Source organism: Streptomyces sp. NPDC049915, assembly GCF_040656475.1.
Taxonomy (GTDB): domain Bacteria; phylum Actinomycetota; class Actinomycetes; order Streptomycetales; family Streptomycetaceae; genus Streptomyces.
In genome coordinates this window covers 51402-68828 of sequence record NZ_JBFAMH010000001.1, presented here as the reverse complement: position 1 = coordinate 68828, position 17427 = coordinate 51402, and the positions used below count along the sequence as shown (strand labels likewise).

Here is a 17427-nt window from a genome sequence, read left to right as displayed (position 1 = left end):
TTCCCCATCACGTGTCGAGTGTGAACAGGCGACTGACCAACTCCGGGTAGGTGAGCCCTGCTTCGGCGAGAATCTTCCTGAGAGCTTGCGGCGGGCCCTTCTGTAACGGGGCCGGGGAACCGACGCGGCCGGGTACCGCGGAAAGGTCGCCGCCGCTGAACCGTGATTCCGGTGTGGCAGGAAGTCGTACCTGGTAGGTACGCCAGACGCGTGCCGGGGGATTCAGCAGGACCAGGTAGGGGTCCACCCATGCCATGAAGGCCCAGCGGTTCTTGCTGCGGGCCCGTACAAGCACGCCGTCGGCGTGGTGCCGCCCGAGTCGTTCGGCGGCCTTGGCCACGACCGGAAGCGGATTGCCGAAGGAGCCCGTGATCTCCCAGAGCCCGTCCTCGCACACGACCGACCAGCCGGCCGCGGTGAGCCCCTCGATCGCCTCCGCGTAGGGGTCGTCCTCCTGCGCCAGCGCGATGAGTCCGTCCACCTCGCTCCAGGGCGCGACGCGGGCGAGCGCCCGCTCCGGCGGGATCATCAGGTCCTCCGCCTCGGCGGGCTCGGCACGCGCGATCATCGTCTTGCTGCCGTGCCAGGCGCGGGCCGCCAGTACGTCGTGCTCGGCGCCGCCGGTGAAGGTGGCGTCCTGGGCGAGCAGTGTCATCACCACGGCCGCTACCGCGTCCAGCCGTCGCCGGGTCTCGGGCGGATCATCGTGGTCCGCCTCGGCCGTCAGGTCTTCGGAACCGAGTGCTTCGAGGAGGCGGCTGAGCCCGTCGCGCCAGCTCTGGTCCTGCTCGTCCCAGACTCCGGCGGCCAGGAGCTGGACGTACAGGCCGGCCACGAGCAGCCGGACCGGAACCGGTGCTGCGGCTGAATCGTCAGGGCCCGTGAGCGCCGCGACCCAGCGCTGGGCCCAGGCGCGGAAACGGGCACGCTGCTCTGGCGCGACGTACGGGGCGAGCGGCACGCTCGTGGTGGGGAGGTCCACCTCCTCCGTCTCGTCCTCGTGCTCTTCGTCGTCCTCCTCCCGCACGCCAAGAGTGACCGCCGACACGATCCACCGCGACGACGGTGCCTGCGGCAGGTCGAGCGGCGAGGTGCCGAACGCCAGATCCGTCAACGGTGCCCCGATCATCCGGCGGCAGTCGGCGAGGTAGGCGTCCCAGCGGTCGACGCCGCTCGATGTCACCGAGCCCGCTGTCGTCTCTCCCGCCGGGCTCACCCGGGGAGCGGACGTTCCGGCGGTGAGTTCGCGCAGGCGCAGCAGATCGGCTTCGAAACGGCGTGCGGCACGCTCGTCGGCGAACAGGGTCTGCACCGTGTAGTCGTATCTCATCCGTGGACCGCTGTCGGCGCTGTGGCGCCGTGCGCAGTGCACGGGGCTGTAGACGAAGACGACGGCGGATTCGGCAGTGGTGCCGTCAGGACGAGCGCACGTGGCGCGAACCGCCGCACCAGGAACCTCGGGCAGCGGGAAGGAACAGGCCGACGCCCCCGCCGGAATGGTTCCGGTCCGCGTCCAGGAACCCGGGGAACCGTCCGGAGACGTGCTGATCACCACGGGCACGGGCTGGGGGCGGGCCAGAGAGACGTGCAGGCCTTCGCTGTCCGCCTTCGCGCCCAGCAGGACGAGCGTGTGACCGGTGGACTCGAAGGGCCGGATGGTGCGGCCCGTCAGGCTCGCGAGTGAGGTGACGCGCCCCTGTTCGGGAAGCAGCGGCGCGGTGTCGGCGGTGAGTACGGCGAGCTCGCAGTTGCCGCCGTCCCGGGTGCTGGTGCACAGCGCGGCGCGGGTCAGATTCGGGCTCCCGGTGAGAGCGTATCGGCGGCCGCCGGCCTGCCACTCGACGAATTTGCCGTGCCGCATCCGAGTCTCCTCGAGAAAACGGATCTGCGCGTCGAAGCCGCCGAGTGCCTTCTTGATCGCTCCGGCGTCGTAGCTGGACCAGCGAGGCTGGAGCCCGAGGATGGTGCGGCGGGGTGTCAGACGGCCGACCAGCTCGCTGAGGGCATGACCGGCCTCGTCGACGAACGGGGCGTACGCGTGCAGTTCGTCGACAGGACCGAGCGGCAGTTGGTCCAGCAGACTCTCCTGAAGGTTGTGCAGAAGCCGGGCACCGGGTTCCGGTCCGGCCGGGGCGTTGACATGCCGTTCGGTCAGAAGGGCGGCCAGTTCCCTCAGATGACTCGCCGACCAGGGGGCCAGTTCCACGGCGGCGGGCAGTGCGTCCAACCAGTCGGCGAGGTCGGCCAGGAGGGCGTGGGACTCGTCATCCTCGGTCTCCACCAACGTCCACAGCTCGTCGTTGGCGCCCCAGCCGGACAGCGTCGGGTTCCCCGAACCCACCGCGAGCCGGCAGGCGTGTTCTCCGATCAGAAGGACGACCTTGGGATGGAACGCACGCTGGCAGGAGGCCAGGCCGTGCAGATAACTGCGGCCGGCCATGCGCACATCCACCGGGTCGTACAGCCCTTGGGCCGCATCACCGATCACCGCGGTGCGGGCACCCAGACCACGGGCGACGGGTATGGCTACCTTCTCCAGGAAGGGAAGATCAACTGTGAAACCGAGGAAGAGCGCTTCGTGCAGCGCCTGCTGATCGCTGCGTTCGCTCCAATCCCTCAGCAGCGTGACGGGAGATGCGAACCGGGTGTGCTGTGCCGCGCTCATGGGTTTGTCTCCAGGATTCGCCGTCCCTCCGCGGTGACGGTGTGGCAATTGTCGCGGACGGCGAAAAGCCCCAGCTGCGCCGCCAAAGAGCCCAGTTGGGGGATGCGGGTGCCGATGTCGGAGTCTCCTTCGTCACCGGTCTTGAAATAGCGCTCGTTGCGAAGGTGCAGACGGGAGAAGATCTTCAGCCCGCCGGTCGCGGGGTCGGTGCGCAGCTTCGCGAGGGCGACTCTGCGGGACTGGGCGAGCATGTCGTCCACCAGCCGCGCGGCCAGGTCGCGGACCGGCCGGTCGGCGAAGTCGTCGATGAGGCCGTCGACCCACGTCGGGTCGAGGAACTCGGCCCAGCGCCGCTGACGGCCCAGGAAGACGGCCCGTGCGTCGTCCGGCAGATGACCCTCCCGGGAGCGCAGCGCACCCACCATCAGGAGCAGCACATTGGTCATCGGGGCATCGGCACCCTGCGTCAGGAGTTGCCGTTCGGCCGGCAACAACTGACCTGCCGCGTCCTTGAGCGGAGGCAGGTCGTCCAGGACCCGCCGTACATTCGCGTCCGGGGCCTGTTGCGCCAGCCAGTCGCGCAGTTCCTCGGCCGTCCGGTCGGCCTCGCCGTCCTTGGAGCCGACATCGGCCACCAGCGCCGCCCACAGCCGACGCCAGGCGCCGACGGAGTAATGGCGCAGCAGCACTCCCCGCCAACCGGAGGTCTCGGGAATCGCCGCCAGAACGGGATCCGTTGTCGCCTCGCCACCGAAGGCCACCGCGGAGCGCAGCGTCTCCTGATACCCGTCGCCCTCATGACCGTGGAGATCGATAGCCCGGCCGAGGATACGGAGGGTCGCACGCCGAGTGCGGTCGGACGCCTCCCAGTCCCCCTGCGCGTCGGTACCTCCGCCACGGGTCGCGGTCAGGACGTCCGTCAGCCATTCCCGCTCGGCCGGACACGGGACACCAAGAGCCGCCTGCCCCGCTGTCTCCAGGTCGGCGAAGGACACGACGTCCCGCTCCGCGAGAGACAGCAGAGGGGCGAACAGCTCCTTGACCGCGGGAGGGCACGGGTGCCGACCGGGTCTGAGCACTCCGTCCCGGACGTCCACCGTGCCGAGCACCGTGGCGGGTCCGCCGTACTGGTCCCAGAAGCCCCAGCGACGGGGTGAGTACGACTGGCTCAGCTGCTCCTCGTCGGCGGCTCGCGCGAGTTCCAGTTCCTCTGTGCAGAAACGCCGCACTCGATCGACCCCGTGGGCAAGCCACGCCGAATCTGCCTCTGTGTAGTGCTGGAGCGCCGCCAGCAGGACCTCGCTGCGGCGGACCGCCCGGCGGCACGCGGTGATGTCCCACGCGTTCCATTCCGCGTGCGCCGCGATCGCCGCATACAGCGAGTGGTAACGGATGTAGCGGGTCACCGTGGACACTCCAGGAACCAACCGGTCCACCGCCCGCATCACCGGGCCCTCCACCGCCAGGGGATAGCGCCCGGACCGCAAGCCCAATCCCTCGAGTGCCCATGCCGGCCCACGGACATCCGCTGTCACTTGCCACCCCTTGTCGGCTGCCGGAGCGTTGCATCGGCAGAAACTACGTGATCCTGCTTCAGGGTAGGTGCTGATTTTGGACGAGAGGCCAGTACGGTCGACTGGATTATGGAAGTTGTCAGGACGCGCCCGATCCACCCTCAAGGCCGTCCACGGGACTTTCGGCAACACCCGGGTTAGCGCAGGCGCCCGCTGTACCAACCCCCTGGGGGCAGCGCCGAAGACAGCGCATCAACGGACTCCCCCCGTGTTCTCCACACCAGGGCGGCTGCGAGTTCCCGGAGCACGTGAGGTCTGGCCGAGTTGGTGCGGCACCATCGGGACGGCACTGGTCCTACTCCGGAGTGCGCCGCCTATTGTCACCGATCTGGGGCCCTGGACCGCCAGGCCCGACGCCAAGGAACTGCGCCTCGAACCGACATCGAGGCATGCCTCAGGCGCCGGTAACCGGGGTCAGAAGGCTCGCAGCCTCTCGATGTGATGTCTCTGTTCCTTTTCGTCCTGTTCGATGTGCACACTGGCAAGCACTCTTTGACCGTCCGGCTTGTAGAAGATGCGGCCAAGTCGCTCGCTTCCCGCGATGCCCGTCGCCAATTCCGTCACCTCAAACCAGCCACGCATTCCCGAAAGGTCCTTCCCGACAGGGCGCCCAGAGTCGATTTCAGCAAGTGCTTTCATCGTGGACGCTGGCGAGTCGAGGTTGGCGATCACATCGACTGCATCGAGAACGAACTCGAGGCGTCTGAACGCCCGAGGCAGGAAGTCAATGACGCCCCCGGCCGAGGCCGTTGCGCGGTCGCGGCGCGAAGTCGTTCCGTCTCTAGGCCCTCAAGTTCCGACACTCTCCCAAGGAGTGCGTCTACCTGCACCGCCAAGTTTTCAGCGCATGCTCCGCTTTCTGCCGCTTCCGAGTCGGCCGCTCGCACACCCTCCAGCAGCAAGGAGTTCTCGGCAAGAGCGAGTTCTCGAAGTTCCTCGGCGTCAGCAAGGTTCTTCACCAGTTCCGCCGTGTCAGCCATGCCTCCCCGGCCTTGTCGGAGCACGGCGAGTTGCTCTTGCAGATCTGAATGACGGCGTTCTGCGAGGGCAACGGATTCTCGGTATCGATGCTCGCTCGCTTCCGCGTTCGCAAGATCGTGACGGAGCTGCGCGACCTCACGTTCAGCCGCCTCGCCCTTGCGTGTCGCGACATACAGTTGGTTGAGCAGCTCCTCGATCCGAGCCTCAGCATCAGCAAGGCGAGCTGTGGTCGGATTCGTGACTGGCACCGTCGGCGCGAGAGACGACGGCGGTGCGATGACATCCCCGACGAGCGCAAGTGCTTCGACCTGGCTGCCCTTGAACCGAAGGCGCGCGAACCAGTCGTAGAAGTTGCCATCATCTGCTGGACGATGGCTGACGTCCCAGCGCTGGACGCTGAGACCCGCGTCCTCAAGCGCTGACACCAAGCTGCTGGCAATGCGCTCCGACGCGTTGAAGACGATGTTATGCCCGTACTGGTTGGTTTCGAGGTGCCACTCGACGTCGAAACCGCTGGCCTTCTCCAACGGTTCACCGGCAATGGGAGCGTACGGAACCTCTGCTCCGGTAAACAGGAAACGATCGCAGTCCGCGAGTTCCCAGCTCGTTCCGTCCAAGTCGATGAGATCGCCCTGCCGGAGTGGGTAGACGGAGCCCGCATACGCGACGCCCGCGTACCCATCGGGAGTCAGACGAATCGGACGGCGGACTCCAGACTCGACTTCCGTTCCGTGGTCAAGCACTCGCACGAGTGTCTTGGCGCTCGCCATGTCACGCCGTTCCGCATCGACACTCCGGGTGCCCCCACTGGCGCTTGCAGGCGGCGCACGGCTTGTAGTACAGGTGTTCCCGCAACTGGGCTTCTGTCGCACCGTCGCGCACGTGCCGGGTGAAGGCCCTTGAATTGTGCCGATACAGCACTTCGCCGGGAACGGTCGCCTGGTCCTTGTTCCTCGCCACATTCGCACGGACGACCAGTCCCGCCTGTGGCACGACTATGGACTCCTCAGGTGCTTTTGGGTCCGCGGCTGCACCTCCGGGCATAGCCGAAGCCGGGAGGCCAAGACCGAACTCCAGGTCGTAGTACGACGCCGTGACTCGATCGTGCTTCTGGCTTGATGACGCCTCGACCGACAACACCAAGTCGTCGTCGAGAACGACCTTCAGCTCGAGGCGCTCGTGCAGTGGCGGCGCGGTCTCGTCGACGCCGAGTGTGATCATTCCCAGCGACGTTCGCCGCTCGCTCGCCTGCGGGTGTGATGACAACGCGGTCGGAGTAGCGATCGGAAATTTCGCCTTCCCGTCCGTCGGATCCGCGCAGTACAGGTGGAGGGTTTCGTGCTTGACGTCTCCACCGAGAGGCATTTCAGTGCCCGCAGCGAGAAGCGGCATCAACGACCCACGGGCGAGCTCGAGTTCGATGGGCTTTGCCAGCCGGAGCCGCTGCCTGTCATGTGCGATCCACGCAGCCCCTTGTGAGATCAACGTGGCACTGTTCGTCGGCACCTCAACTCGGTCCGGACCGAACAACTCGTGCAGTCGGCTCCGAATCGCGGGCATGGCCGCCATGCCACCGACCACTACGACCAGCGAGACCTGCCCGGGCGCCATCGACAAGCTGCCGAGCAGCGACTCGATCTCATCAATACCTGCCGTCACGAGCGGCCGCGTGATCTCCTCCAGCTCCTGACGAGTGAGCCGGTACTGCAACGTGGCACCTGATTGGAAGTAACTTGGCCGGTAGAACGTCACGTCAACACGGTCAGCCGAGAGCTCGATCTTGTTGCGCTCCGCGTCCTGGAGGAGTCGGAGCTCGGCCTCAGGGATCGCAAGGTCGTCGTCAGTGGCATTTCCGCGAGCCCGAGCGCGCTTCACGACCTCGTCGCGAATTACCTTGTCGAACTCGTCGCCGCCGACCTGGGCTGAGCCACCGTTACGAAGTTGTCGAACCTGGTCTTCGTCGACTCGGCAGAGAGTCAGGTCCAGCGTTCCGCCGCCCCAGTCGACAACCAGGACGTTTCGTCGTGCAAGCCGCCGTGCCATCTCTTCTGGGTCGGTTGCTCCCCGGATGAACCCGTACAGGGCGGCGAGCGGCTCGTGGACGAATTGGGCTATACGCATCCCGGCCCCGGCGAATGCCTCTCGCAGCGCCGCGCGGCGGTGCCCATTCATGGTCACGGGGATCGTGACCACAGCGTTGTCGAGGCTGCCGAGCACCTTCCGCTGCGGACTGCGCAGGGACTCCGATCGGACGTGCCGCACAACGTCCGCAACGATGTCCACCGGGCTCCGGTCGACGCCTCCGACGGCGATCGCCTCCTCGCCGAGGAGGAACTTCGGCGATTTCACCGTGTTGCCGTGCACACCAATGCCCGCGGCACCCAACGCGTCCTTGGCATCGCGGCCGACGACTACCTGCTCGCCCTCGTACCGGACGATCGAGGGATGTGGCCGGCCAGTCTCGACGTCCATCACGTCGATCACGCGGTCACCAACTACCACCGAAACAAGGCTGTTGGTCGTTCCGAAGTCGAACCCGACGATCACGCGAAGCCTCCAGCCGCGTCCTTCAGCTGCTCGACCTCACGCGTGAGGGCAAGCAAAGAACGGTCGAGGAACTCCTCCGCGACGTCGGGCGCACCGTTCCGGAGTGCGTGCAGACCATCGGTAAGCAGATCGATCTCACCCCCGAGACGCCGGATGATGCGCGTTCGCAGCGTTTCGTAGTCGTCCGCCATATGGCTCTTGTCGACCACTCTGTTATCGCGCTCAGCCGCGAGTTCCTTCTGCAGTCGCACCACGTCGGCAGAGAACGCGTCGGCGCGAGCCAGCGCAGATTGCTCACGCTCCTCGACGGTGGAAAGCTCATTGCGGAGCCGAGTCTCGCGATTCCGAGCAGCGGCAGCCTCACTCTCGAGATGTGTGACCTGCCGTTCCAAGCGGGCGATCCGGGCGAGGTAGTTCGCGCCGACGATCCCGAGCACCTTGTGATCGCTGCTCGCCCCGATCTGGCTGGCGGCTCGCTCCAGCCCTGCTGCCTCCGGGGCCTCGTACCTCCAGAGAGAGTCGTACGACGCATCGATGAACTGATCCAGGGTCCAATCACGTTGGAGCGCGCGGAGGAGTCCGTAGCACCCGATCGCATGCCTGACGAGGCGCTCACTGTCTGCGGCTTTGAACTGCTTCGGGGCCGCTCCAAGTTCGTCGGCGACCCGCTGAGCCGCGGCACGCACGTGTTCGATCGAGAGCTGCGGATCCTTGCGGGGTTCGACCAGCTGGTCCACCCTTCCTCCGAACACCGGGCTGTGGCCCAGTGCGACTACCGCGAGGTCAACGAGCCGGTTCAACGCCGGTGCGAGGCCACCGTCCTCGGCGCGCTTGAGCGGGACCCCTTGGCGCGCCACGTACTGAAGCAGCTTGAACGGGGCCGACAACGTTGGGTCTGTCGGCGCGAGAGACTCGACCAGCGCGCTCTGTGACGCGATGCCCTCACCGGTAATCGCCAGCTTCTTGAGGTCCTCCTTCGAGAACTCAAGCAGTCGAGCGTTCGACTCGTAGGCGAACGTCAGCAACTCCTCGATCGAGGTAATGATCGGCTTCGGTTTCGTCTTGGACTTGGCCCGCTGTGTCCCCTCCTCCGCAGCGGGTGCCGCTGACGCATTGTCAGGAGGCGTGGCCGAGGCGGTGCCATCGCCGGTAGCGGTAGCCGATGCGGGGTCGCTCGGCCCCGACTCCGCGCCGGGCTCTGGAATGGTCTCGTTGCTCAACGTCCTACCTCTTGCAATCGGGTCCGAAATCCTGCGTACCAGGCGCCGGTCTCCTTGGAGTGCCTGAGCGCCTCGCCGTGTCGTGATGCACCATCGATGTCTCCCACAGCGAGCAGCGCCTCAGCCGCCATGAGTCGGACCTTGAATTGGTCCTGGGGCCGGAGCTCGCCCAGCGAGGGCAGTAGCTGGGTGACCATGGATGACTGTGTCCCGTCCAAAGCCGTCGCACCGAGGTCCAGGAGGTCCTCGGTAACGGAGTCGCTCAAGGCCCGATCGAAGCTTCCGTGCGACCGGTCGGCCAGGCTTGTCGTGACGAATGCGCCGCCTGCGAGGAGGGATCGGAACCGCGCCGCGACATCGGAGACACGGTGGCTGTTGGTCTTGCGCACCGCAAGTTCGAACTGGTTGTAGTGCAACGCGACCAACCCGCAGATCGCCTCCGCTGCGGGGCGGTCGAAGGTCGACAGCAGAGAGACCGCACTGTTGTACCGCTGCTCGTAGATCGTCGCGCCCGACGCATCTACCCGGCCGGGGTCCTCGACCGCTTCACGCGCGAGTACGCCGTACAGGTATGCCGCCACACCTTCGCGGTAACGGCGGGCCGTCACCCCGCGGCCGGCACGCATGATGAAGGTGTCGATTGCGTTGAGACTCAACTCGCGGCTGGAGATGAGCTTCTCCAAGGCCTGGTCGACGAGGCAGAGGTCCTCTTCCTCGGCAAGGCAGAAATCGAACTCAAAGGTCCGCTCCAGCGGGCCATTGGAGACGGCCACTGTCTGGACGCCGACCTTCACCGACGCGAGGAAGCCGGCGGCTTCAGATGTGGAGGTTTCGCGGCCGTTGACGGTGATGGATTCGACATCCGATGTCACCCAATCGGCGGAGCTGCTGGAGCTCGTGACCATCAAGCGCGTGCGCCCGCACTCTCGTCCCCTGAAGAGGAGGATCGGCCGCTTGGTCGCATGACCGTCGAAGCGGTGTGCTCGGCGGGCGCGCTCGGACGAGAAGACGAGTCCACACTCAGCGCAGGGAAACCGAGGGGGCTTTGGCGGGGCTGGCGGTCCGGCCGATTCGAGTCCGGTCGGCTCATGGAACTCCATGTAGCCGGTGTGCCAGAACCCCACGTACCCCCCTGTCACTTGCTGATCCGCGTCCCCTACACCTTCGGAAGGCTAGTCCGAGCGCACGAACTTTGCGAGGTCGCCGCTTGAGTGAGATCGACCTGTGATGGACTGTCATGTCGCGTTCGTGTGGGTGTAGATGCCGGTGCGAGGCCCCTGCACCGTCACAACGGCCGATGATCCGCGGGTACCTGGCCAGCCAGTCCGATGCGATGTGCTTGCTGGTGCGGTCCTGCCAGTCCGGCCGGAAGGCGTACGCGTCTGCTGGGATGTGGGCGGCTTCCGCCAGCAGCAGTTCCTCGTAGGCGTACCGGCATACGACAGTGCGCGGACGGCGCCCGTGCACCTTGACCAGTGCCCGGCCGGTGGGGCCCGCGAGGATGTCCCACCCCTGAACGTACACAAGATCCTCAACGGCGAGCCCGCAGCCGACACCGAGACAGAGCAGCAGGCAGCACCTGAGGATTCGGGTCTGAGCCAGCTGACTGGCGCAATGTCCGGATTATGCACCGGCCGAGGATCTCGGCCGTCCGTTCGGGAACAGTGATCAGGCCCCGTTTCGACTCTCACGCCTCCAGCGCGGGCGCTCCGAGTTGATCGAGCATTGACTGGGCTTCGATCTGGATCGCGCTGATTTTGCGGTCCAGGTCGGTACGGAAAGCCCTAGCGTCGCGAACTGACCGGTTCACCTCGTCGATCGCGCGGAGCGCCTTGCCGAACTCGTCGTCGAGTTCAAGACGCACCTGGATAAGCGTCTTGCTCGAGATGTCATCGCACTGCGCAAGGACGCGGCCGACCAGGGCGTTCCGGCGGCGCATCTTTTCCTTCGCAGCATGCACCTCCTGACGCTCCTCTTTGACGACCGCATAGGCTTCAAGGGCAACAGGGAGTACAGCGCCGCCGATTTTGGCAACCTTTCCGATGTTGTTCGCCCAGCGCACGGCCTGGTACGGCTTGAACTTGATGTCGACGAGCTTTCCAGCCTTGTAGACGATCTTGTGCCCCGCGCTGCCTGCCGACTTCTTGATGCCGTCGCCTGCGCCCCAGACTTTCTGGAAGGCCTTCAGATGCTCGATCGACTTCGGACCCCAGGCTGGGACGCGGGGTTGCTTCCGACCTGGCTGGCGTGCCAGGCCTGGGTCTACCGGGATGTTCTGCGTCTCGATGTCCCCTTGGACATCAAGGGCGAGCAACTGGCGGGCGTACGGCGACGCCTCGATCTCCCGTACCTCGGAGGTCAAGTCGGCAAGCTGAGAGGCCAGGACGGCGCGTACCCCGTCCAGGAACCTCTGGTTCGCCGAGCTCAGCTCGTCGTTCAGAGTCACGGAGGCGGCGTCGACCCTAGACCAGTCGCGGTTCGGCGACTCCTGGATCGACTCCACCGTGTCGGCGAGGTGCTCGGCTGCCCGGATACACGCTGTGCGGAACTCGGTTGCCTGCCGTTCGAGGGCCGAGTCCAAGAGCCCGCGGCGCGTTGTGAGCGCACTGCGCTGGCGTGCGAGGACAGTCAAGACTGCTTCCTCGTCGGGGTCGTCTGTGAGCGCGGCGAGTGCCTCGCCCGCGACGAGGGCGACCCGCTGGAGCGCCACACGGAAGCTGGCCAAGTCGCCGCGGGCCCGCGCGATCCGGTTGATCGCGTCCGTGACCTTGTCCATCCGGGACGCCGCGATGCGGCGGGCGGCCCGCGACGGGTCCACCTCTAGCGCTTCCAGGTAGGTTTTGGCGTCGCACTCGACCCATGGCACCTGGTCGGCGAAGCTGCCGAGAGCTTCACGGACCTCGGCCTCCCGCGCTCCTTCGGCCGCGCGAAGGCTGCGGCACTTGGTGAGCACCACAAGCAACTGCGGCGCCTTTCGCAGATCCTCGGTGACGTGCCGCAGGTGTTCGACCAAGCGATCATCGAACAAGTCAACAGTGACGGTGAACAACACAAGATCTGCGGAGCGCAGAGCCTCCTCCGCGCGTTCGTCGTGCTCCGGCCGGCCCGCCTGCACGCCCGGGGTGTCGACCAGGTCGACCATGCCGTCCCAGTTGAAGACCTCGACCCTGTCCGTCGTGACCGCCGAGCCCCTCGGAACCTGATACTTGCCATCCGTGAGTGCCTCGATCAAGGTCGACTTGCCGCTGCTGTACTGCCCGGTGAGGACCATCTGGGGACGATGGTGTTCATCCACTGCCAGCATCCGCTGGAGCCTCGACGCATCATCGGGTCGAAGGTTTCGGATCAGCTCGACGAGCCGCTCCGAGAGGTCGCGCGTCACCGCGGGGGCGGAGTGATACAGAAGGTCATTCACGTTGGCACGCTCCTCGGTGCGCTTGGTCGGACAATCTTCACCGGGGTGCCCAGGTGGTCGGACAGGGTTGCGGACCATGCCTCCAGTACCTGGTTTGGCGCTGGAGCAGTGGTGGTAACGATGGTGCCGTCGGGGCGACAGCGAATGAAGGCCGGTACCCCTTCGGTCAGGCCGAGGACGTATGACATCGCGGACGCGCCCGGCAGGTCAGGTGACGGTGTGCGCCCGAAGGCCAGGAATTCGGGCGAGGACGGCGGGAACAGCCGTGTATCTGCTAGAGCCTCATCAGGCACCTCGACCAAGATGCAGACCCCGGGAAGCCGGGTCACCTTCCTAACGGACGCAGCTAGGCGAGGCCGGCCGTCTACGCGCAGCAGGCAGCGGACCGTCTCGTGGTCGAGGGTGGAGACCGCGGAGTCAATCACCTGCTGCTGACTAGCCAGAAGGTCGGCCACGACCAACGCGGCGGCCTCGGCCTCTGCGCGTCGCACGTGGGAAGTGGTGAGTGTCTCCAGAACCCGCGCGATGGTCCCAGACACCTCGGCCAGCACCTGGGCCTCCAGCTCATTGAGGACCTTGCTGATCTCGGTCCGCAGCAGATCGCGGTTCGCCTCCAAGATTTCCGCTCTGCTCGTGAAAAGTGACTGGACCTTCTTGCGCACCGGAGTGACGAGGAACGAACCGAGGCTCATGACGACGGCGCCGACGACTGTGCCGGCTGGACCTGCCAAAGAACCCACGTACGCGCCAAGCGCCATGGAGGCGAGCGCTCCGCCTGCCCCAACCGCAACCCCGGCTGCTTTCTGCTTCCACAGCCCCCTGAAGTCACGCATTCCGCTGACCTTAAGGTACGGGCGGACAGCCGTCGTCCATTCGTGCTCGACGGCGACAGCCGCTTCCTCGATCGCTCGCGCGAGGTTGCTGAGCCGTGCTTCCAGCCTCTCGTCGAGTTCGGCGACCAAAGCGGCCTGTTCCGTGTCCCATTGCTCGACGACCTGCGGGCCGAAGTCAGTGACGTTCTGGGGCCACCCCTGCCGTCGGCCGACGAGGCGAACAACGTCGTCCTCCATCCTCTGCATGCAGGCATCGACCAGGCGTACCGTCCGTCGTTCCTGGTCTTCGCGCATCCTCCGGCCGACATCGACGATCTCTCGGGTCTCCCGCTCCACAGCGGCGAGAGCTTCGCTCAACGCCTGTGCCTGCGAGCGAACCTCGTCGGCCTCGCGCAGTACCCGCCGGGCGGTGCGGCGCTTGCGGCTTTCCTGTTCCAGGACGGCGAGCAGGGCGCTAAGGCGGCTCGCTTCCCAAAGGTCGGCACCGTAGTCGCCGTCCGCCCGCGCCTGGCGGGCGGCCTCGGCATGGAGCATTACCTCGGCTACGGGGCGTACGGCGGCAGCGGATAGATGGGAACGGATCATCTTGAAGTGACCCTCGTGCTCGGCGAAGACTGAATCCGGGTCCTCCAGGAACTCCTCGTGGTCCAGATCGTCCACGAGTGGTTTGCGGCAGTTCAATGCCACAACGACAGGCTTACCGCGCGATGCCACGGCACGTAGCTCCTGTGCAGTCTCCTCCTGAAAGGAATCGTTGCTCGCAACCCACAGCACGAGGTCGGCACCGGGGACCTCAGCCATCGCTTGGGCGACGTCATCCATACCGTCCCTGGCACCCACTCCAGGAGTGTCGACGATCTCAACGTCGTGCAGGTCCACCGCCGGGGCCGCGAAGACGTCGCGCGAGTACCGCTGCCGGCCGTCCCCAATCCGCTCCACAGACCCGCCGGTGAGCGCCGCAAGGAGGGTACTCTTGCCAGCCATCGTCCGCCCCATCAGGACGATCCTCATCGGCGCGCCGACTGGCGGTGCGTCGGTGACCTCCACTGACATAAGGAAGTCGACAAACTGCCTAGTCGTCTTCTCTGCCGAGGCCCCGTCCCGAGACAGCCGGTGAACCTCTGCCAGGGTCGCTCGGCAGGCAGCGACTGCCTCCGCATGCGCGGGAGAGGGGTTATCGCAAGGCGGTTCGGGACCGCGCAACTGGTCCCGAGCGGCAGGACTCCAGTCGTGCCTGTTCTTGCTCGCCAATCCCCCTCCTTGAAGCGCACCTGTCCCCTCGCAGGGTGTCGTGCCAGCGTCATGTTAGGCCGTATGCAGTGCGGTACTTGCTCGGCCGGGCCTGCCCGGCCGGGGAGGTTTACGTTTCGCAGGGGGTGCCAAGGCCGGGCCGCTGCGCGGTCGCTTCGCGCGCCTTGACACCGCCCATTTAAACCGGGAGTGATCGGCAGCTCCCCGGGCGGGCCCGGGGAGAAGGCCGCGGGGACCGGGAATGAAAGGCCGGGGCCTCGCACGCAAGTTGCGCGCCGCAAAAGACAGGAGCGGGGCGAAGAGTTCCTTGACGGCTGACTGGTCCCCAATGGTGCTCGACATTGTGTCCTGTCCCTGGCTGCAGCGTCGGGAATACTCCAGGGGAACCGGCCGACCGGCAGCTCAGCCGGTCACGAGCCTCCTCGCGGGAACCGGCGCCCATCACATCAAGCTCATCGGGGCGGACATGGACGAAGCCGCGCTGAAGGAGGCCTGGCACGCCACCGAGAGGGCGCTGCGCTTCGCCATCGACTTCCTGAAGGGCGAGTGCGCGATCCCCCGGTCCGAGGTCCTCTCGTCACCGAACGTCACCATCGTGCCCGCCCTGCTGCTGCACCACCGGGACGGCAAGCTGCGTCCGGGGGAGGCTCAGCTACTGCGTCGCTGGGTGTACACGGCGATGGCGTTTAGTCACTACTCGCTGCAGGTCGAGGGCAAACTGGACGCGGAGGCAAGGCTGATCAAATCGCGTGAGGGAGAGGGCCTGTTCGCCGAACTCATTCGCCGGGCCTCCGGCACCCGGTCCCGGGACAGCGCCCTCCACCCGAGGGATCTGGAGCAGAAGTACTCCACGCATCCCTTCTTCAAACTGCTCTACATCGCCGCGTTGCGGGGCACGGCGCGGGACTGGGCGACCAACATCGCCATCAGCGACCAGCCGATGAACAGCGGTGCCAAGATCGAATTCCATCACGTGTTCCCGCGCGCCCGAGTCCAGGGGACATACGCGAAGGAGGAGTGGAACAGCCTCGCCAACCTTGCCTTCGTCACCGGTCAGACGAACAAGATGATCTCCTCCGGGCTGCCCGTCGACTACATGGCGGGGATCGCGCCGGAGCGCCTGGCCGAACAGTGGATCCCCGGCGATCCGGAGCTGCGGTCCCTGGACCGCTTCCCCGACTTCCTGGCCGCACGCCGGAGTCTGCTGGCCAACGTCCTCAACGAGTTGCTCGGTCTTCCCCGCTACGATGCACAGGTCATCCCCCGGGACACCGACGAGCTGCCTGCCGACGAGCAGCTGATCGTGGAGGGCCCGACCGCACCCACGCTCGTCGGGGCGGAAATCCAAGAACTTCGCACGAAGCGCGGTGTCGAGATCCACGCGGTCTACGAAGGCCAGCGCGTCGACGCCTACTACGATCCCCTGTCGCGCGTCGTGAGGATCCCCTCCGGTCCGGGACGAGGCGAGTACGAGACTCCCAGCGGGGCGGCGGTCGCCGTGGTCCACGCCCTGAACCCGCACGTCAATCCGAATCGGAACGGATGGAACTTCTGGACCGTCACTGCAACGGGACGGTTGTTGCAGAGCATTCGGTAGTGAACGGCCCCTCCATTCGCCTACCTACGTCAGGCCTCCGCGCTTGTGAGGTTTGACGTAGGTGTGCCCCTTCGGCAGCTGATGAGTCCCGGTAAGGCCGGCGCTGCGGTGAGCTTCGGCGTACGCGGCCTGGGCCGTGACGCTGGCCTGCTTGCCCAGGTGCTCGATCTTCATCAGGTGCCCCGCGACGCCGTGCTGTGAAGAGGCGCTCGGCAGGTGTACGACCCGCTGCTTCTTCGGCTTGGGCAGTACGAAGGGCGTGTAGCAGACGAGGCGGACCGTTCTCTCGCCCGGACGGGCCGGAAAGCGAAGAACGCCGTCGGCCGCACAGCTTCCTGTTTCCCAGGTGAGGCGGCTTCGGTTGATGAGCCCTTTCACCGAAGCGCGGATCGCGTCGCTCGAGTACTGGTGGGACATGCCACGGCTTCGAACGCCGCGGATCAGGTTCTCCACCGGCAGAAGCGCGCTGCCCGCCTCGTCGAGATAGCCGAGTTTGCGGATTGTCTCCTGCACCAGCACATCGAGCGAGACACCGATGCCCGCTGGGCTCTCGGCCAGGCTCATCGGGAGTTCACGGGCGATGATCCGGGGGTCGTACGCGTAAGAGAACCGCTTCTCCCCGATGAAGACGGGACGTTCCAGTGGGGTGAGAGACAGACGCAGCCGGCTGCGGTCCAGTTTGGCCGTGATCCGCGTGCCGGGCATGAGTTCCGCGCGCGGCCACCGGATCCCTCGGAGGTGCTCTTTGGTGACCTTCTTGCGGAGCGAATCCAGTAACACTGTCGGGAAGCCGCGGCCGCGGTCAAGGTGCACGACTTTGGCCGTCCGGATCCGACGTGCGGCCTGCGAGGGGAGCGGACACTGCCCGTGCTCCACGTGATGTCGGCGGATCACAAACGTCCACTGCAGTTCGGAGGCCGTCTCGACTACGTCATGGGGTTGACCCGGGTCCGCTTGCCGGATCAGTACCGTCTGGTCGAGCCTGGAGGTCGCTGCACCTTCTGCACCGTCAGGAGCCGAGGCAGTGCCGACGACCGGGGCATGAGGCTCATGCGTACTGGCCACGTTGGTGAGTCTATGAAGGTGGCAGTCCGCGCAGTGGGCGAGTTTCCTGCCCGCACTCGTGGTCTTGATGGCGACCACCGTGTCCTTGGTTGCCCTGCCGCATTGATGGCACGAGAACGAAATCGGTGCGGAAAGCTTCTGCAAGGTCCAGCGGACATGAGTACGTGTGCTCTGCAAGATCTCTGCACCCTGGAAGTGCGTTTCCTGAGCACTCACGATCGGCCCCCTTGCCGCGCGAACTCCACCGTGCCCCGCCCTGCCCCTCCGGTCGCGACGGTG

The 17427-nt window shown here is 66.2% G+C and carries 11 protein-coding genes; 1 reads left to right on the top strand and 10 read right to left on the bottom strand.

Annotated elements, in window-relative coordinates:
• Positions 1–7: 7 nt before the first annotated feature.
• The 9 genes from AB0J12_RS00295 to AB0J12_RS00255 all read right to left on the bottom strand — a co-directional run bounded on the left by AB0J12_RS00295 (position 8) and on the right by AB0J12_RS00255 (position 14282).
• A complete protein-coding gene (locus AB0J12_RS00295; RefSeq protein ID WP_363261843.1) occupies positions 8–2665 on the bottom strand; it encodes a hypothetical protein in 2658 nt (885 codons plus the stop codon).
• Positions 2662–4071 carry a hypothetical protein gene (locus tag AB0J12_RS00290; protein WP_363261842.1) on the bottom strand — a complete coding sequence of 470 codons (1410 nt, stop codon included), beginning with the start codon at positions 4069–4071 and terminating at the stop codon, positions 2662–2664. The genes AB0J12_RS00295 and AB0J12_RS00290 overlap by 4 nt, the downstream gene beginning before the upstream one ends.
• Before the next feature lie 582 nt (positions 4072–4653).
• Positions 4654–4911: a hypothetical protein gene (locus AB0J12_RS00285; RefSeq protein ID WP_363261841.1), complete on the bottom strand. Its 258-nt coding sequence runs from the start codon at positions 4909–4911 to the stop codon at positions 4654–4656.
• The gene (locus tag AB0J12_RS00280; RefSeq protein ID WP_363261840.1) at positions 4908–5990 is read right to left on the bottom strand and encodes a hypothetical protein; all 1083 of its coding nucleotides are present in this window, start codon (positions 5988–5990) and stop codon (positions 4908–4910) included. The genes AB0J12_RS00285 and AB0J12_RS00280 overlap by 4 nt, the downstream gene beginning before the upstream one ends.
• A gap of 1 nt (position 5991) precedes the next feature.
• Entirely contained in the window at positions 5992–7767 is a 1776-nt protein-coding gene (locus tag AB0J12_RS00275) for an Hsp70 family protein (RefSeq protein ID WP_363261839.1), read from the bottom strand.
• Positions 7764–8987: a hypothetical protein gene (locus AB0J12_RS00270; protein WP_363261838.1), complete on the bottom strand. Its 1224-nt coding sequence runs from the start codon at positions 8985–8987 to the stop codon at positions 7764–7766. Before AB0J12_RS00270 ends, AB0J12_RS00275 begins: the two co-directional genes overlap by 4 nt.
• Positions 8984–9859: a hypothetical protein gene (locus AB0J12_RS00265; RefSeq protein WP_363261837.1), complete on the bottom strand. Its 876-nt coding sequence runs from the start codon at positions 9857–9859 to the stop codon at positions 8984–8986. Before AB0J12_RS00265 ends, AB0J12_RS00270 begins: the two co-directional genes overlap by 4 nt.
• Positions 9860–10674: 815 nt before the next feature.
• On the bottom strand, positions 10675–12402 hold the full coding sequence (locus tag AB0J12_RS00260) for a GTPase (protein WP_363261836.1): 1728 nt from the start codon (positions 12400–12402) through the stop codon (positions 10675–10677).
• Entirely contained in the window at positions 12399–14282 is a 1884-nt protein-coding gene (locus AB0J12_RS00255) for a GTPase (protein WP_363261835.1), read from the bottom strand. The genes AB0J12_RS00260 and AB0J12_RS00255 overlap by 4 nt, the downstream gene beginning before the upstream one ends.
• A gap of 670 nt (positions 14283–14952) precedes the next feature.
• On the opposite strand from AB0J12_RS00255, the gene AB0J12_RS00250 reads away from it, so the two are divergent.
• Complete coding sequence (locus AB0J12_RS00250; protein WP_363261834.1) at positions 14953–16083, top strand: hypothetical protein; 1131 nt, start codon at positions 14953–14955, stop codon at positions 16081–16083.
• A 24-nt stretch (positions 16084–16107) separates the two neighbouring features.
• Here the strand turns inward: AB0J12_RS00250 and AB0J12_RS00245 are convergent, their stop codons facing one another.
• Positions 16108–17364, bottom strand: coding sequence for a hypothetical protein (locus tag AB0J12_RS00245; RefSeq protein WP_363261833.1), 1257 nt, complete (start codon positions 17362–17364; stop codon positions 16108–16110).
• Positions 17365–17427: the final 63 nt, after the last annotated feature.